The sequence below is a fragment of the Loigolactobacillus bifermentans DSM 20003 genome, assembly GCF_001434575.1.
GTDB lineage: Bacteria > Bacillota > Bacilli > Lactobacillales > Lactobacillaceae > Loigolactobacillus > Loigolactobacillus bifermentans.
This window is the reverse complement of record NZ_AZDA01000011.1, coordinates 26,796-43,001: the sequence shown is the minus strand read 5'-3', so window position 1 is coordinate 43,001 and position 16,206 is coordinate 26,796. Positions and strand designations below refer to the sequence as shown.

Annotated in this window: 14 protein-coding genes; 5 read left to right on the top strand and 9 right to left on the bottom strand. The window is 37.9% G+C overall.

Features of this window, described 5'->3' with window-relative positions; translation table 11 throughout:
* Position 1 precedes the first annotated feature (1 nt).
* The 3 genes from FC07_RS02330 to FC07_RS02320 are packed head-to-tail and all read right to left on the bottom strand — an operon-like array spanning position 2 to position 1,944.
* On the bottom strand, positions 2–424 hold the full coding sequence (locus tag FC07_RS02330) for a DNA cytosine methyltransferase (protein ID WP_083483168.1): 423 nt from the start codon (positions 422–424) through the stop codon (positions 2–4).
* Positions 425–440: 16 nt separating this feature from the next.
* Complete coding sequence (locus tag FC07_RS02325) at positions 441–773, bottom strand: hypothetical protein (protein WP_375711519.1); 333 nt, start codon at positions 771–773, stop codon at positions 441–443.
* Positions 739–1,944 carry a replication initiation factor domain-containing protein gene (locus tag FC07_RS02320; protein ID WP_057736520.1) on the bottom strand — a complete coding sequence of 402 codons (1,206 nt, stop codon included), beginning with the start codon at positions 1,942–1,944 and terminating at the stop codon, positions 739–741. Before FC07_RS02320 ends, FC07_RS02325 begins: the two co-directional genes overlap by 35 nt.
* A 306-nt stretch (positions 1,945–2,250) precedes the next feature.
* Here FC07_RS02320 and FC07_RS02315 point away from each other — a divergent pair, with 306 nt between their 5' ends.
* The 3 genes from FC07_RS02315 (at position 2,251) to FC07_RS02305 (ending at position 5,216) form a co-directional block, all read left to right on the top strand.
* Positions 2,251–3,684, top strand: coding sequence for an AbiH family protein (locus tag FC07_RS02315; RefSeq protein WP_057903509.1), 1,434 nt, complete (start codon positions 2,251–2,253; stop codon positions 3,682–3,684).
* A gap of 84 nt (positions 3,685–3,768) precedes the next feature.
* Positions 3,769–4,362 (top strand): type IV toxin-antitoxin system AbiEi family antitoxin domain-containing protein, encoded by a 594-nt coding sequence (locus tag FC07_RS02310; protein ID WP_057903508.1) that lies wholly within the window; start codon positions 3,769–3,771, stop codon positions 4,360–4,362.
* The gene (locus FC07_RS02305) at positions 4,359–5,216 is read left to right on the top strand and encodes a nucleotidyl transferase AbiEii/AbiGii toxin family protein (protein ID WP_010581076.1); all 858 of its coding nucleotides are present in this window, start codon (positions 4,359–4,361) and stop codon (positions 5,214–5,216) included. Before FC07_RS02310 ends, FC07_RS02305 begins: the two co-directional genes overlap by 4 nt.
* Positions 5,217–5,241: 25 nt before the next feature.
* Here the strand turns inward: FC07_RS02305 and FC07_RS02300 are convergent, their stop codons facing one another.
* From FC07_RS02300 to FC07_RS02270, 6 genes are all read right to left on the bottom strand, one after another.
* Positions 5,242–6,609 (bottom strand): FtsK/SpoIIIE domain-containing protein, encoded by a 1,368-nt coding sequence (locus tag FC07_RS02300; protein ID WP_010581077.1) that lies wholly within the window; start codon positions 6,607–6,609, stop codon positions 5,242–5,244.
* 33 nt (positions 6,610–6,642) lie between these two features.
* The gene (locus FC07_RS02295; protein ID WP_010581078.1) at positions 6,643–6,903 is read right to left on the bottom strand and encodes a hypothetical protein; all 261 of its coding nucleotides are present in this window, start codon (positions 6,901–6,903) and stop codon (positions 6,643–6,645) included.
* Between the two features lie 93 nt (positions 6,904–6,996).
* On the bottom strand, positions 6,997–7,380 hold the full coding sequence (locus FC07_RS02290; RefSeq protein ID WP_057903507.1) for a YdcP family protein: 384 nt from the start codon (positions 7,378–7,380) through the stop codon (positions 6,997–6,999).
* Between the two features lie 35 nt (positions 7,381–7,415).
* Positions 7,416–7,736 (bottom strand): DUF961 family protein, encoded by a 321-nt coding sequence (locus tag FC07_RS02285; RefSeq protein ID WP_010581080.1) that lies wholly within the window; start codon positions 7,734–7,736, stop codon positions 7,416–7,418.
* A 343-nt stretch (positions 7,737–8,079) separates the two neighbouring features.
* Positions 8,080–8,355 (bottom strand): hypothetical protein, encoded by a 276-nt coding sequence (locus tag FC07_RS02275; protein ID WP_010581082.1) that lies wholly within the window; start codon positions 8,353–8,355, stop codon positions 8,080–8,082.
* A gap of 26 nt (positions 8,356–8,381) precedes the next feature.
* Entirely contained in the window at positions 8,382–12,305 is a 3,924-nt protein-coding gene (locus FC07_RS02270; RefSeq protein WP_083483167.1) for a SpaA isopeptide-forming pilin-related protein, read from the bottom strand.
* 792 nt (positions 12,306–13,097) lie between these two features.
* On the opposite strand from FC07_RS02270, the gene FC07_RS02265 reads away from it, so the two are divergent.
* Both FC07_RS02265 and FC07_RS02255 read left to right on the top strand, forming a co-directional pair.
* Positions 13,098–14,027 (top strand): aldo/keto reductase, encoded by a 930-nt coding sequence (locus FC07_RS02265; protein ID WP_155797884.1) that lies wholly within the window; start codon positions 13,098–13,100, stop codon positions 14,025–14,027.
* Positions 14,028–14,644: 617 nt separating this feature from the next.
* Positions 14,645–16,051, top strand: coding sequence for an MFS transporter (locus tag FC07_RS02255; RefSeq protein WP_057903504.1), 1,407 nt, complete (start codon positions 14,645–14,647; stop codon positions 16,049–16,051).
* Positions 16,052–16,206: the final 155 nt, after the last annotated feature.

The following is a 16,206-nucleotide window of genomic DNA, read 5'->3' as shown; positions in this document are numbered from 1 at the left end:
ATTACGTAAAACTGATAATTTGGCCAATCAATTTGATGCATATGCATAATTCAGGACTAAGAAGGTTTTTAACGTTCTCAATAAATAGAATTGTGGGTCGGCGATTATCGGGTAGCTGCTTAATAAGGTTTGTAACTGTGAAGAACAGACTTGAACGATGGCCTGTGGTGAATCCTCGCAATTTTCCAGCAAGGCTGATGTCTTGGCATGGAAATCCGAAGCACCAAATATCTGCGGTTGGAAGTTCAGTAATTCTAACTGTTGTGATGTCATGGGCAGTCCATTCTCCTTTGATATCAAAAATTGCTTCGTAGCTTTTACGCGAAAATTTATCTATTTCGCAATAGCCAACACAAGTGTGCCCGGCTTGTTCCATCCCAAGCCTAAAACCACCAATGCCAGAAAATAGGTCTAAAAATTTCATGATGATACCTCAAAATTCAAAAATATTTGCGGGAAGATTTAATGGTTAGTAGCGGCCAACCGGTTTTAGCCGAGACCTGATAGAGCAATTGCAATAACTCTTCGCTTTTAATTGGATTACCGTACACGTCTAAAATCGGCGCCGGCCAATGCACAGAAAAACGCCAATCAATATAGCTGGTTGGCGTTAGATACTTATCTAGTTCATGTAATTGTAGAAAATTGGGATCTTCGATAACACCGACCAATTGTAATCGGTAGTAATAAACATTGAAAATATAGTCTTTGATTCCAGCGGGAAAGGTGGCAAGTGGCTTATTCAGTTCCTTGGTCGTTTTCAAAATAATCACCTCCAACTTCACTAATACCAAGGGTTTGTTGTTCAAGTATCGTTTGATGCTTTTGCTTTAATTCGGTGTTCTTGATTATAGCCATCGTGCTGTTATTACCGTTATAGCCGTCAATGTTCAGCAGAACTTTAAGGGTTGGAGCAACTTGCTTTTTTATCCAAGCGCGAGTGCGGCGAAGATCAAAGGGCTCGGGATCAAGGGTCAGTCGTAGTGGCTGCCTACCTTTGCCACAAAAAACTGTCCAGGTTGGATTAAGCGGCCATTTAGCCCGATCTTTATTTTTGCCTCGATTAACAAAACGAATATAGCGAGTAATAATGCCAAAAGCAGTTCGCTCAACATCACGATAGGCAAGTAAATCTTCAATAGCTATCTTGGCGCGATCATTTTTCAAACGTATTTCAAAGCGGTTTTTGATTCCGACCGTTTGATAGTCAGTACCAAACTTATGTTGTTGTTCCGCTTCTTTTTCATAGATACAGAAGTAAATATCACTTTTCATCGAACCAACGTATAAACTCGCACCATGATCTTCGGCTTGTTCATCAGTCATGGCACCAGATTTTAGGCCTTCAAATCGACGCATTACCGAAATACATTCATTTTTCTCACATTTGGTAATGAGTTCAGGAATACTGAGGAGACCAGCGTGATCATTAATAGCTAAATCAATTCGTTTAAAAACGGCTTTAAGTTCTAAACACCTTCGAAAAAAGTCAAACCAAGTTTCATCATTAGCCAATAGGACTCCTTCAAACTCACGGCACCCTTGGCCTTTAAGTTCTAATAGTGTACCAATTTTTTCGGTTGGGGTAGAAGCCATCACTTGGATATTGCTAAAAACATAGCTAGTGGAATAACCATATAATCCCCAGTCATTGAATAGCATGAAATCCATTTTTAGATTGAGCACCTTTTCAATCAAGGTCTCCACATCATGAGTGGGGAAGCGAATACGCACATAATCAAAATTGAGTGTTAATTCTGGATCTTCACCCCAGTGAGCTAATACATAGTCAATTTGCATTTGTAAAGAACTACTTGGACTCCGCGTGCCGTTTTCTAAACGTTGGACGTGTCTCACTGTAATCCCGATGCGTCGAGCTAAAGTTGTTTGCGTGATATTCAGTTGCTTACGCTTAGTCCGTATTTGTTCACGCCAAATCGGCATTGAATCAACTCCTTTCTTTTCAAAATACAAAAAGGCGACCTTACACAAGCTGGTCGTCTTTAGGTAAAGCTATTAAGTTGTAGTTACGGCAACGTTTCTACGCTATTTTCGGCCGTGACGTATCAGTTTTCTACCCCCGTGTTACATACCGGGGGTTGATGCGGCCGGCTTGCGCCGACCGCCGCCTCCGCTCGCGCTTTTCGCGCTGCACAGCACGGCGGGGCGAATCAGTCTAAGGTTATTGTTATATCAAAAAAAGTGTTACAATTTTTACTATATATTATAAAATTAGGTGAGGCGAATGTTATGGCCGAGAAAAAAACATTATTCATTATAGGAAATGGTTTTGATTTAGCACTTGGTATGCAATCAACCTTCAAAGAATTTGGTATTTATCGCCGTAAACAGTTAGAAAATGTTAAACTTTCAGATTGGACAATAATTGATCTTGCTCTGGAGACCCATACCTATGGTGGATGGGGAAAACAAGAACAAAATGACAATTGGGATTGGTGGAACTTTGAAAAATTTTTAAAAGATTCCGTCCTTGATGTAATATATAATCAAGATTTTTTGGGATTAATTTCTGGTAGAGGTATTGAATCCAAAAAGGAAGACGAAGAGAAAATCATTTCGGCAATGGATGAAGTGGGCATTGTATTATCACGTGATGAATTTCTATTAAGAAATACGGATGGTCTGGATGCTGAGCTAGTTGTTAACCTTAATAAATTGTTGGCTATTACTCCTGACAACTTAGATCATGTGAGTAATGGTTATTTTTGGCAATTACTATTGTTGTATCGAGTGAATAAATTTTATACAGAAAAGTCATCTCGATTGGACCTTTTTAATCCGTATTTTTTGCATACTGGTGATGTTAAGACCTCACAGACTATAAAAATGGATAATATCAGTGATCCTGAAAAAGATCTGCAAATTCCCGGGATATTTCCTAGTTTTTATTCTCTTCAACCCGTATTAATACGAGACATTAATATTTGGGAATCCGAGTTTTCAAAGTTCATTGCTGAACGCCAAGGAAAACTTCTAAACAGTGGACTTAACTATCAAGATGCATCAAACGCTTTGATGTATTCTGTTCTCAATGAAACCCAGCAAAATCAACAAGTTCAAATACTTAATTTTAACTATTCTCGACCTGCACTGAAGGAATCTAAGAGCCTTTACTGTGGGAATCAACTAAACATACATGGATCAATAGAAAATGAATCGTTGGTCCCAGAAGAAAATTCTGGAATCATTATTGGATTTGATTATCAAGTAATTCTCGACTATCCAGAATTTACAGACTTTATGGCACCATTCACTAAGACCTTTCGTCTATCAGAGTTGAATACTGTTTTATCAAAATGTGTTCCTGATAAGAAAAGAGTTAGGCTTGATTATAACGTTGATAAAATCGTAATCCTAGGTCACAGTTTATCAAAAGCTGACGACTCATATTTTCGAACAATTTTCGATACAGCTGATATATACAATAGTGATGTTATTATAGAGTACTGGTACACGGATTACCCTGGTCGAGATCAGTCACTTTCTATTGAAACTGAAAGCCTCAATAGAATTAATGGTTTATTAACTCGGTATATTAAGACTTCAAGGCAAGAAAATAAAAATAATCTCCTGCATAAGTTATTATTAGAAAATAGGCTCATTCTAAAGGAATATAGCATTGCAGATATTCTAGCAAAGTATGGCAAGCGAAAGAGTCAATGAAAGCCAAAATAATTTATCCGTTTTTTACTCACTATATGTTATAATTTGAGTAGAAAGCGGATTTTTTTGAATTGAGGTGGAATAATGAGCCAACAAGATGAGATCATTGAGTACTTGAACAAAAACGGTGGTCAAATTACATCTAAAACTGCTAATTCAATGGGTATCTCACCTAGAGTGCTGCGCAACATGTATGCTCATGGACAGCTTGAAAGATTAGCACCGGGTGTTTATATTGATCCACTTGAATTTGGTGACGATATTGCTGCGATACAATATAGCCTTTCAAAAGGTGTTTTCTTTAAAGATACGGCATTATTCCTTTATGGAATGATTGATCGAACGCCAAGTACCTATGAGATGAACTTTCCGTTGCCATACGCGTACAGTACAAAAACCGATGCACCAATCAAGATTTATCGACAAAAAAAGGATCTTTATGAAATTGGTATAACAACAACTAAAACTCCCGGTGGACACCTAGTTAAGGTTTACGATGTTGAGCGCACCTTGTGTGATATCCTGCGAACGCGAGATAGGTCTGATGCCGAGACGATTAAACAAGCAATGAATAGTTACGCCCATCGGAAAGAAAAGAATCTCCGCCAATTAATGGCGTACGCAAGAACATTTAAGGTAGAAGAAGAAATTAGAACGTATATGGAGGCCCTACTGTGAAACTTGAATTTACTAACCAGAAGCAATTTTTGGCTAGAATCAGAAAGTTAGCAAAAGAAAGAAAAATCACACCACAAATTATGTTGCAGGAGATTGTTTTGGATGATCTAATTGATAGAATCTCTAATTCGCCTTACCAAAAAAATCTTGTACTAAAAGGTGGCTTCTTGATTGCATCACTAATTGGTAACGACACTCGCTCAACACGGGATATTGATACCTCAATTGTTGGTTTACCAGTGACGGAAGATAAAATGAAAAGTGTGTTTCAAGAAATCTGTGACATTGAATTACCAGAAGATATAATCAAACTATCAATTGTAAGGATTGGCGAAATTAGGGAAGATGATGAGTATTCTGGTTACCGGATTCATATCCGTGCACAAATCTATACCACACGAGTTGATGTTAAGATTGATATATCAACTGGAGATGTGATTACTGAGCGCGCCATCCAGTATGGACACAAAATGATACTTGAGGATCGGACTGTCCAAGTTATGGCGTACACAGTTGAAACCATCATTGCCGAAAAGTTGGAGACGATTGTTAGCCGGGCTGATGCTAATACACGATTGAAGGATTTTTACGATTTATTTTTGCTCGATCATCAGGATAAGACTGAAATAAAGTTTGACGTATTAAAAAAGGCAATACAAGCAACTTCTGCAAAAAGAGAAACAACTAATCAATTAGGTACCTATATTTCAACATTAACAGCTCTTAAAACAAGTCCAAGTCTTCAAAGATTATGGATTGCTTATCAAAAGCCCAATGAATATGCGCACGGGATTGAGTTTGGAGCTACGTGTAATGCAGCGATTGATTTAGTCCGTAAATCAGGTATGGAGTAACATAAATAACTACCTGAATAAGCGATTACAGTGTTTTGTTATTGCTCTGGTAGGCAGCATCGATCTCACCCAGAAAATCATAGCCCTTCGGTACCAGTGGTGTGTAAAACTCACTAATAACGCTAATACCAGTATCAACGTAACCACGACCTTTGATGGGTTTTAAGAAGAAATCTTTATCGGTTTCACCAAACATCATGGTATAACCAAGGTCCGACATTCGACCAAGTGCTGCTCGGAACATAAACTGATCACGAATACCATCACCTAAATATTTTGCGTCAGGGCGCTGGCAGGCCAAGATAAGAAAGAATCCTGATTGACGGCCAAGCATGACAATTTGTTTAAGCTTACTCATGACTTGTACAGCTTCACGTCCGATCATATCCATGAAAGCCACATACTCATCAAAGACTAGAAAATGGGCGGGAAGTCCAAGCGCGGCATAGTTATTGCCTGTTTGGTAACCGGCCATTTTTTTCATCTCTTTATTACGTTCCATCATTTCTTGGTAAAACTGAGCTACGGCGGCAATCATATCGTCTTGTTCATAGTGAACATCTGGAATAACATCGGTCAAATCGGCTAGGTCGGAATTTTTTGGATCAAGAATGGTCAACTGATTACCATCGCGAATCAATGCTTGGATCAATGTGAGAATAAAATAGGTTTTTCCACCACCAGTGCCGCCAGCGATTAGCATATGGGGCAAAACATCGTATTCCCAAGCAACATTATTCATAAGGTTGACGGCGCCTTTTTGACATTTCACATGTTCAATCGAAATTCGATTACCAATCGTATCATAGAGTAGCGTGTACTCTACAAATGAATCATGGAGGATTTTATCAACGATTTCACAGTATAAGCCGGATTCAAGTTTCTTTTCCAAATGGATCAGTTGATCTTGGTAAGGACTCATTACAATTTCCACCTGCACATGGATCAGACCATTTTTCAAACGATAGTAAACTCGTGGAAACCGTGAGATTCGTTCTTTTGAACCCCCTAAATCTAAGTCTTTAAAAAAGCCATCATTTTTCCTTGTCTCACTCTCATACCAGTTATTCGTCATGAACATTCGCGCAATTTTTTGTCGATGTATCAATTTGCGGTATTGGTCGGGAAATCTGATTAATATCAGTAAGATGATTATTAATGAAACCAGAAATGTAATGATGGAACTGATAATCAATCCGCTAAACGACCAAGGGAGGCTATGAATTGTTGGCCATGAAACGGTTTTGAGGTTGATTTTAGACAGTAACGGCAGATAAAAGAAAATAGTCAATGGTAGCAAGATGAATAGAATCATACTTAGCAATGTTTGAAAAACTAGGTTCTGATCACGTGGATGGATTTGAGTGCCGCGATAGTGAAAAATTGCTTTCAAATTATCACCTCATTTCAATTATTTTAGAATCAACTAGGCGGCATCAGCTACGCCAATATAAATCATTGTTAGACCCTCTTCGGTCTGCATACTCTTGAAGGTAAATTCTTTAGCAACACCATCTTTAGTCACTTCCGATAGAGCTGTTAAACTAAAACCAGAATCAGGCGATTCAATCGCAATTTCATGAGCTTCCTGAAGTTTTCTCTCAGCTTCGTTAACAGAGCTTTCTTTGATATTGGCTACAAAATCGTCCATAAAGCCGATTTCATTAATACAGACAAGTACATTCATAAAAAATCTCCTAACTTCTTTTTTGTGATGACCAGGGAACACTTAAACCGCCATAGAGACGGTGGGGAGCGCTGGGATGAGAACTTCCGATGGTTATTTTTTGTCATTTGTATTTTTCTCCGTGGTTACTGAACCAGTTTTAGATTGGTTATTTTTGGCTGATACAATATCAGATGCTTTGAGATACCAAGAAACAGTTACACCTCGGAAATCCGCATTGGCGACAGTGTCGATCTCAGGATTAACTAGTTCTATTTCTTGATCATATTCAAAATTCTTAGTCCCAGCTTCGGCCGGAATGGAGACTTGAACCATCTGACCTTGTACTGTACTTTTTAGATCAAAGGTACGTGAGCGAACATTAGTTGTTTGGTTGCCTTCATCGTCTTCGATAAATCTTTCACGGCGTTGGGCGGAGAATAATAATTTACCGAACGTTTTTGGTGTGTCTAGCTTAATGCCTTCTGGTAATCGCATATAGGGTTCCTTCTTTCTTTAATTTTGATAAGTGGCTAAATCTTGACGAAATCATCAGCCATGCAGGTGTAATTTACAAATGCTGCTTCGGCAATCCGATAACCAACTGCGGCGATTCGTGGATTAATTAATCGAACCCGATCAAATGGTTCGAGCGTGTCATTTTTTTCACCGGCTGCCACTGGGATCGTCACTTGAATGTTGTCGGCACGTTGAACATTGGAGTAAAGGTCATAAGTGCGCGAAACAACTTTACGATTGGCACCGGAGCCTTCGCGAGTTTCGCTAAAATTACCGGCAAAGGTGAGTTGACCGAAAGTTTCACGTACTTCGGGAATTACATATTTAAGATCCATAATTGGGTCCTCGCTTTCTTTTCTTGAATTTTAGGCAAACTAAAAGTCAGATAATTTAACTATCTGACTTGGAATGTGCATAATATTCGATGACTTGGTTGAGTAAATATTGATATAGATCAGTATTGAGGGGATAGATAAGCCGCTGATTGCGAACTTGGGGGAAGTTTAAGAACAGACGATGGTGTCCTTGAATGAGTTGTACTTGGTTGATGATCAGACTATGGTTCAGAATGAGTTCACCTTCAAGCAAAACATTCGGTTTACCACTGGATGACATTTTAATGGAAGATACGTAAATCATTTGACCTCCTAAATATGAAAATTGGGTATTTATTGAAACCTAATCCAGAAGTACACCACGATAACTCAGAAAAGGGTTGTTACCATTAATAAAACCTGAGTTGAACAAAAAGGTAATATAGGCGCCTAATTTACATTCATCTTTTGAAATTTCAAACCTAATTGACGTTTCTAGATTAGCTTGCGCCTCTTGCAGTACATCTTTTAAAATTTCATCTTCTGTTGGTGAGGTAGGGAACATTGGATTGATCAATTCTCTAAAGTCATGATGAAATTCGGATAAATTAAAAACAGAATCAATTTTTTCTTTTGGCATACGATCACTCTTTCCGATGGGAGAGACTATTCATTGTTCCAGTTATCATCTTCATCTTCATCGTCATAAAAATCCGCATTAGTTTTTCTTGAATGATGAATCCACCAGACAATTAAGCTAGTGATTAATAGTAGAATCACGCCAATAACGCTTAACAATTGATTACGTTCTTCACCAGTTTGTGGTAGGTGAATTAGTGGCGTATCGACCGCTTCATCTTTCATTTGCGCCTTGACGATTTCACCATCTTTAGTGATTTCAAAATCGACAGGTGTTTCATTGATCTTGTAACCTTTTGGTGCGTCATACTCCACAAATTGGTATTTGCCAGCAGGCAGGTTGGCAAAACTGAAAATACCCTTGTCATTAGTCCGACCTGATACAACTGTTTTGCCATCTTGATCGAGAACTTTAATACCAGTGTTTGGCAAGACTTTACCATTGCTGACATCAGTCTTGGTTAATTCACCAGTACCCTTGATCAAATTATTTTTCAGTGTGAAACTAATTTCTGGTTTTTTGGTGGTTTCTTTAGTTTCAGTTGTTGCTTTTTCGTCTGCCTGTTTTTTATCCTGACTAATTAATTGACCTTTAGCATCATAGACAGTGATACCAGTTTTGGTTGAAACAATTTTAGTTAAGTCCTTAGTCAAAACAAGATTGGTCGCGGAAGGAGTCTTTTCCCGTAAATAGAAGGTGCCAACCGGTACATTCTTGAAGGCACCAATCGACTTGTCATCAATTGTAGTGGTTTGAATGACCTTCTTATCCTTATCCAGTAATTCAAACACTGCACCTTTGGCGTTGCCATCAAAAGTGAATTGATAACCTTTATCTTCAACTAGCTTGGCGGTTTCATTGATTTTCTTAAAGGTAAATTCGTTGAAGTGTAATTTATTTAGAATTGGGGTGTCTTTATCACCGTTGATCGTTAAATTCTTAGTCGTGGTGTCGTCAGTTGCCTTAAATTCAAAATCATAAGTTTGGTCATCAAGCTGATAAGCTTCACCGGCATCTAGTTCTTGCACATAATAGCTACCTTCAGGCAATTGAATGTCGGCAAAAGTTGCTTTACCATCTTTGACGGTCGCAGTTGCGACTAATGCTTTTGCCGGAACATTGATGTCACCTTTGTTGTAGCCGGCTTTACTGAACAGTCCGAAGACTTGACCATTAGCAGCTTTATTTTCAAGCGTGGGTTTGTTTTTATCCCAACTCTTGATTTGTTCAGCTTGCTTGTTAACCACCACGTTTAATTTCTGAAAATCGTTAGTCGCTTTGAGAGAAGTTGAAGTCACTTCAACATTTTGACCAGCGTATTTTAATTCAAAATCAATTGGCTTGTCATTGAGAATAAAGCCATTTGGTGCGGCAACTTCTTTAACTGAGTATTTACCGAGATAAAGTTGTGGGGTTTTGATTTGTCCGTTAGCATCAGTCGTAGCCGTGGCGACAATCTCACCCTTTTTGGCGTGGACAGTACCATCAGCGGTGGTGATATTTTTACTGGCAGTAAATTCAAACTTGGCACCGGCCAGTGGGGTGTAGTCATAGTTAAAACCGTATTGTTCGCCGTACTTGGTTGACTGTTTAGTTACCTCAACAGGCGTGGCACCAGTTTTATGCAAAGTGACAATACCTTTTTGCGACTTATCCGTAAATTTGACGGTCACAATACCATCACTATCTTTGCCAGTGATCGAAAATTTAGCTGGGTCTTTGGCAAGAACATAGCCTAATGGTGCTTGTGTTTCGACTAATTCATATTGACCATAGGGGAGTGCCTCAGTTGTGGTCAAGTAGCCCTCTTCATTAGTCATAAAAGTGTCTGTTGTCCCGTCATGATTGAGATTAGGCATGGAAACATATTTACCAGTTTGTAGTGATTTAATTTTAAAGCCAGCGTTGGCACGCGGAATTGTTTTGCCGGATTCGGCGTCAGCTTTGACTACTTTCAAACGTTCTTCCAATACATTATTGACGACTGAATAATGATGGGTCTCGTTTTGTTGATGAATCGTGACTTTGAATGGATCGGCGGTTTTATAGCCTTCTGGTGTTTTTGTTTCCGTCACGGTATAAGTGTCATAGGGTAGATCAGTAAATTTGAGATAACCTTCTTTATCGGTTGTACCCGTTGTGACGACCTTATTTGTTGTGTTGCTAGTGACTGTAAACTCAACATTAGCCAGTGGATTAGACTTGTTTTCTTTACCAGTTAAATGGCTAGAAAGTGCGGTGTGCCAATCATAGTTACCAATCTTGATTAAGTCGAAGCCACCAGTAATGACTTGTTCTTTAACGGTTGTTGATACGGTGGCTGTTTTCGCATTTTGCCCAGCGTAGGTCAGTTTGAATGCATGTTTTTCTGTATCTTTAATGTAGCCAGTTGGCGCTGCTTTTTCGAGCCAGTAGTAGTCGTCTAACTTTAGATTGGCGACACTTGCTTGATTGTTTTTAATCGTAACGGTATCAACTAGTTCATCATTTGAAGCTCGATGTAGTTCATAGACAGCACCATCAAGTGATGCAGCGCCTTGTGGCGTTTTACCAGTTTTAGTATCTTCCTTGATCAAAGTGGCAGTACCGAATTGTTCATCATCGGTCGCTTTAACCGAAGTAGCAGTGACCGCGACATTTTGACCAGCATATTTCAACTCAAAAGGTACCTTCTCGTTGTTAAGAATATAACCGGCCGGAGCTTTTTCTTCAACGGCGTAGTAGTTACCGAGTTTTAGATTTTGTAGCGCACCTTTACCAGTACTATCGGTAGTGATCGTTCCAACTTTTTTACCATCGGTTGAATAGATGCCATACATGGCGCCATTTAATGAATAGTATTTGTTAAACATATTGGTGCCAAATTGGCGGCCAATCTTCGTTAGATTTACATTACCAAGTTGTTCTTTGTTGCCAAGAACGACTTCGATTGTTTGATTAGGTGCGATCGTGGCCGTCTTGATTTCACCTTTATTAACGTAGCCATTAGGTGCGGTTACTTCTGAAACTTTGACTTGGGTACCGGCCTTGATGTCGTTTAAAGCGGCGTAACCATCAGTGCCAGTGGTAACTTCTTTGGTTTGACCATTGTACTCAAATTTGAGTTTCGCACCTGGCAGAGCCTTGTTGGTATCAGCGTCAACTTTTTTAGCTTTCAAATTACCATTCAGATTTACCTTAATGTTTAGATCAAAGTTATTTCCGTTTGGCAGTTTGAAATAGGCAATTTTTTGTTGATTACCTTTACCATAAAGGAGGGAAGTACCAATATTAGCAGCCTTAGCTTTAGCAAAGGAAATCTTACCAGATTCCTTGGAATTAGCTGTGGCAGTCAAAGTCAATTTATTGCCAGCTTTTGTGATGTTCAAATTAGCGGTATTAGCAGTTTGTTCAATATATGAAGCCAAAGTGCCATTAGTGTCGGTTAAAGTGATTGAATCACCAACGTTTAAGGTAATATTTTGATCATTGAACGATGGCTTGGTGTTGAACGCTGCAACTTTTGCCAGCACAGCCGCTTTTTTATTTTGATAATCTGGATAGTCGGTGGTCAATAGTTCATTACCTAAGGCTTCCCAGATCATAATTTGTGCTAGACCATAATTGGCGTCAGTTGGATTTTGTTGATAAGCAAAATACGCAATTTCGGCTAGCTTGTCTTTCTCAGCCGCCGAATAATCAGTTGGTGTCCAACCTGAACCAGAATTTTCAATATCGATCCCGTGTTCAACACAGAAAGTGATTTGGCCATCAACAACTTTTTTGTAAATACCGGTGTCAGTCCAATGAAGACCATTCAATAGACTGAGATGCCAAGTTGATACCCAGTCGCCAGCTTTAATGTTGGTCATGTCAGCGGCAAAAGCACTTGTGATTGGGGTCATAAAAATTGAAGTGAACAAGGTCAGCAGGGCTAACCAGACAGAAACTTTACGGGTTGCTGTTTGCAAGTAGATTACCTCCATTTTGATCAAATAGATTTAGCCAGCAGTGAAAAATATTGAACTAAAAAATGGGTACAAAAAAGGTAGACCAATATATAAATCGGACTACCCGTAACTGTGGTTTTGAAGTTTAGATTTCTCAATACTACTGGCACTAAAATGGCACATCGCATTTGATTTTTTAGTTTTTTATTGCTATTAGTTGTTTCGATAAACGCCTTAAACACGCTGATTCATCCTGATACTGTTAAGGTGAAGTATAGAATGGGAATAAGCAATTAAACTTGAAGAACTTTAGTGTGGCCTGCCATGCTAGGGTTCTTTTTTTAAAGGAAGACCATGCCCTATTCAGATAAGTTTAAGCCGACACATGTTAATGGTCGATTGTGAAAGCACAGTGGCGTCGGTGGGCCGCTATAAAATTGACAAAAGCACACATCAAAAGTCTTGAAACAGCATACTGTTCAAGGCTTTTTTTATTAAATAACAGTACGTTTTAAAAAAGATAGCATGTGTCCTTTTGGTAATCCAGGTGTGCCACCCGGTATAATAAAATAAGACACAGATCAGAATTTTAATTTTTCAAAAGCGAGGTGTGGTGTATGAAAAAGTAACCGGCACACTATCTTTTAATAGTGTGTTGCGGTTAGGTATTAATAGCGGTTCTGGTGCAAAAATAATAACATGAAAATAGTAGTATCAAAAAAGTCACTACTATTATTTTGGTAGCAATCGATTTAAAATACAAATACGAGTTTGATTAAAGCAAAATAGATGATTTTTAAGGAGGAAAAAATGATGGTACAAGAAATCAAAATTGGGAAAAGTACTGTGCAAACAACTAAATTAGGCTTAGGGACCAATAAGGTCGGTGGACATAATTTGTTTCAAAATTTGAATGATCAGGATGGTTATGATGTTGTAAGAAAAGCCCTTGATTCAGGTATTAAGTTACTAGATACAGCATATATCTATGGAGAAGGACGCTCTGAAGAAATCATTGGGGAAGTTATTCAAAATTATGACCGCTCTAAAATTGTGATTGCGACTAAGGCCGCTCAAGATCCTCAAAATAATAATCAAATTAATAATGAACCGGCCTTTTTAAAACAAGCTGTTAAAGATGCTTTAAAGCGACTACAAACAGCTTATATTGATATTTTTTATATCCATTTTCCAGACAATAAAACGCCCAAAAATGAAGCCGTTGCTGCTTTAAATGAATTAAAGCAAGCGGGGTTAATTCGTGCTGTTGGCGTTTCAAATTTTACCCCTGAACAAATTAAAGAAGCTAATATTGATGGCTTAGTTGATATTGTCGAAGACCATTATAATTTGGTTCATCGCCAAATAGAAAAGACTGAATGGCCTTATCTGAAGCAAAATAAAATTGCATTTGTTCCGTATTTTCCGCTGGCTTCTGGGCTATTAACAGGCCGCTATACGCTTAATGATTATGAAAAATTTGCAGATGATTATAGTAAAGTAGAATTTGAAACAATTATCAATGCATTAGCAATTACTCAAAAAATTGCCGATCGTCATTCTGCCACTGTAACGCAAACTATTTTAGCTTGGTATATTACCAACCCTAACATTGCTGTTGTAATTCCTGGCGCTCGTAATCAACAACAAGCAGCAGGCAACGTTGAGGCTTTAAATGTCACCTTAAGTGAAGCAGAATTTCAACAAATTGATAAGGCTTTTGCAGATTTTAAAAATAAATAAAGAAAGCAAAAAACAAGGAAAATTATCAGTTTTAAAACCATATCAGTTTCAGCATGATGAACTCTTTGTCTTTGCTGTCACCACTTCTGGCAAAAAACCATTAATTTTTGTAATTGCTGCGTGGAAAACTTTTATAGACAACTTTCAAGTTGTCTATTTTTTTGCTTCAGTAAATGATTGTGTAATTGAGCTAGTTTATATCCGGGTTCTGTTAATAAATAGCGCTTACTGCTCCCGTCTTTATGGTTAGTATTTACTATAATTAAGTGGCGTTGGCTCAAAAAATAATCGTTTTGATAATGTTCCTCGCAAAACTTGAAGTTCTTCACTAATAGTTTTAGCGGTGGCATTAGGATGTTTTTGTAAATCAGAAAGCATATGAAAATAAACTGTACGCAATCCTTTAGCTTATTTATTTTGACGAATCAGCCACTTTTTCGGCGTGATTGCTATCAGCTAACATCAATAAATTTATTTAGGATGCTCGACTGCAATTCCATAAGGCCCTCCAAAATGAGAGATTTGATTACGCATCAATAAAACGGTAACATGTAATTAGTTTCCTGAGAATCTAATTGGAAACAACATATTATTTTGAATGATGGAGGTTAAGTTAAATGGCTGAAAATTTTGTTAATAAAAAGACTCAAGTATCAATTATTGCAGTGGCAACCCTATCGTTTTTAGGCATCCTAGTCGAAACCTCTTTAAACGTAACTTTCCCATTATTAACCCATGAATTTTCTGTTTCATTGAGTACTATACAATGGGTAACATCAGGTTATCTATTAATGGTGACTATCGTTATGAGTGCAACAGGTTTTTTGAACAATAGGTTTAACGCTAAAAATTTATTTAGAGTAGCACTGCTTTTTAATTTAATCGGTACTATATTATGTGTGCTTTCCCAGCAATTTATTGTTCTTTTTTTAGGACGACTGTTACAAGCTATTTCTACAGGAATTGCAACTCCGCTAATGTATCATATAATCCTGTCAGTTGTTCCTGTTGGAAAACGCGGCACTTATATGGGACTTGCTGCAATGATTATATCACTGGCACCAGCGCTTGGTCCGACTTACGGCGGCACATTGTCAGCATTTAGTTCTTGGCGGGCTATTTTCATTATCACTATCCCGGTTATTTTGCTCGCAGCTTGGATTGGTGAACGAAATATTTCTTTAGTTCCAAATAAGACTGATCAAAAATTTGATTGGTGGGGAATTATTTTGCTAGCTATTACCTTCGGAAGTTTAAGTTTATCATTTGCGAATGCCGGTAATTATGGTTTTACAAGCTATAGATTTATAGAAATGCTAATTGTATTTTGTCTAACCACACTAGTATTTGGCTTTAAAATGCAGCACTCATCAAAGAAAATATTGGATTTCAAATTATTGTTGCAGCCTGTAGTTGGTTTAAGATGGATTAACTTTTTTGTTTTGCAATTTATTAATATTGGTATCTCGTTTGTAATTCCATTGTTTTTAGAAAACCGTTTGCACGTTAATTCATTTATTACAGGTCTCGTTTTATTACCAGGAGCTTTAGCAGGTGCGTTAATATCGCCATACGCAGGGCGACTTTTCGATCATTCTGGAGCATTTAGACCATTATTGTTTTCTAGTATTACGCTTATATCTGGAACTGGCTTATTTTTTGCCACCTCTTCAAAGATATCTGTTTGGGGGGTTACTTTACTTTATATTCTTTTACGCGTGGGCTTTAATTTAGGATTCAGTAATTCTATGTCGGATGCGAGTTTACACATAACATCAGAAAAAAATTCCAATTTTAATTCAATTTTCAATACTTTTCAACAATATGCAGGTTCACTAGGAACCAGCGTTTTGGCAGCAGTTATTTCAGTCAATCAGTTTAATAATGGGAATCTCTCTCATTCAACTGAACAAGGTAGTCGGATTGCCTACGGAATTTTATTGATTTTAGCTATTGTTAGTTTAATCACTGTCATTGCCGTAAAGTATTTATTTAATGACACCATAAAAACAGAACAGCGTTAAACCAAGCCAGTTGCTAAAACCAGCGACTTGGTATGGGTTCCCGCTTTTAAGTCAGTATTACTGACAATCATAAAAATTCAATATAACAACTTAAACAGGTGGCAAACCAAAAAGATAGAGATGCGATAATCCCTTTATGGTTATCAGATGAAATA

Bases quoted from the DNA above. Each gene is read 5' to 3' on its own strand.
- FC07_RS02320 (WP_057736520.1), bottom strand. From the start codon at position 1,944: ATGCCGATTTGGCGTGAACAAATACGGACTAAGCGTAAGCAACTGAAT.
- FC07_RS02330 (WP_083483168.1), bottom strand. From the start codon at position 424: ATGAAATTTTTAGACCTATTTTCTGGCATTGGTGGTTTTAGGCTTGGG.
- FC07_RS02290 (WP_057903507.1), bottom strand. From the start codon at position 7,380: ATGCGATTACCAGAAGGCATTAAGCTAGACACACCAAAAACGTTCGGT.
- FC07_RS02315 (WP_057903509.1), top strand. From the start codon at position 2,251: ATGGCCGAGAAAAAAACATTATTCATTATAGGAAATGGTTTTGATTTA.
- FC07_RS02275 (WP_010581082.1), bottom strand. From the start codon at position 8,355: ATGCCAAAAGAAAAAATTGATTCTGTTTTTAATTTATCCGAATTTCAT.
- FC07_RS02265 (WP_155797884.1), top strand. From the start codon at position 13,098: ATGGTACAAGAAATCAAAATTGGGAAAAGTACTGTGCAAACAACTAAA.
- FC07_RS02285 (WP_010581080.1), bottom strand. From the start codon at position 7,736: ATGGATCTTAAATATGTAATTCCCGAAGTACGTGAAACTTTCGGTCAA.
- FC07_RS02310 (WP_057903508.1), top strand. From the start codon at position 3,769: ATGAGCCAACAAGATGAGATCATTGAGTACTTGAACAAAAACGGTGGT.
- FC07_RS02295 (WP_010581078.1), bottom strand. From the start codon at position 6,903: ATGAATGTACTTGTCTGTATTAATGAAATCGGCTTTATGGACGATTTT.
- FC07_RS02255 (WP_057903504.1), top strand. From the start codon at position 14,645: ATGGCTGAAAATTTTGTTAATAAAAAGACTCAAGTATCAATTATTGCA.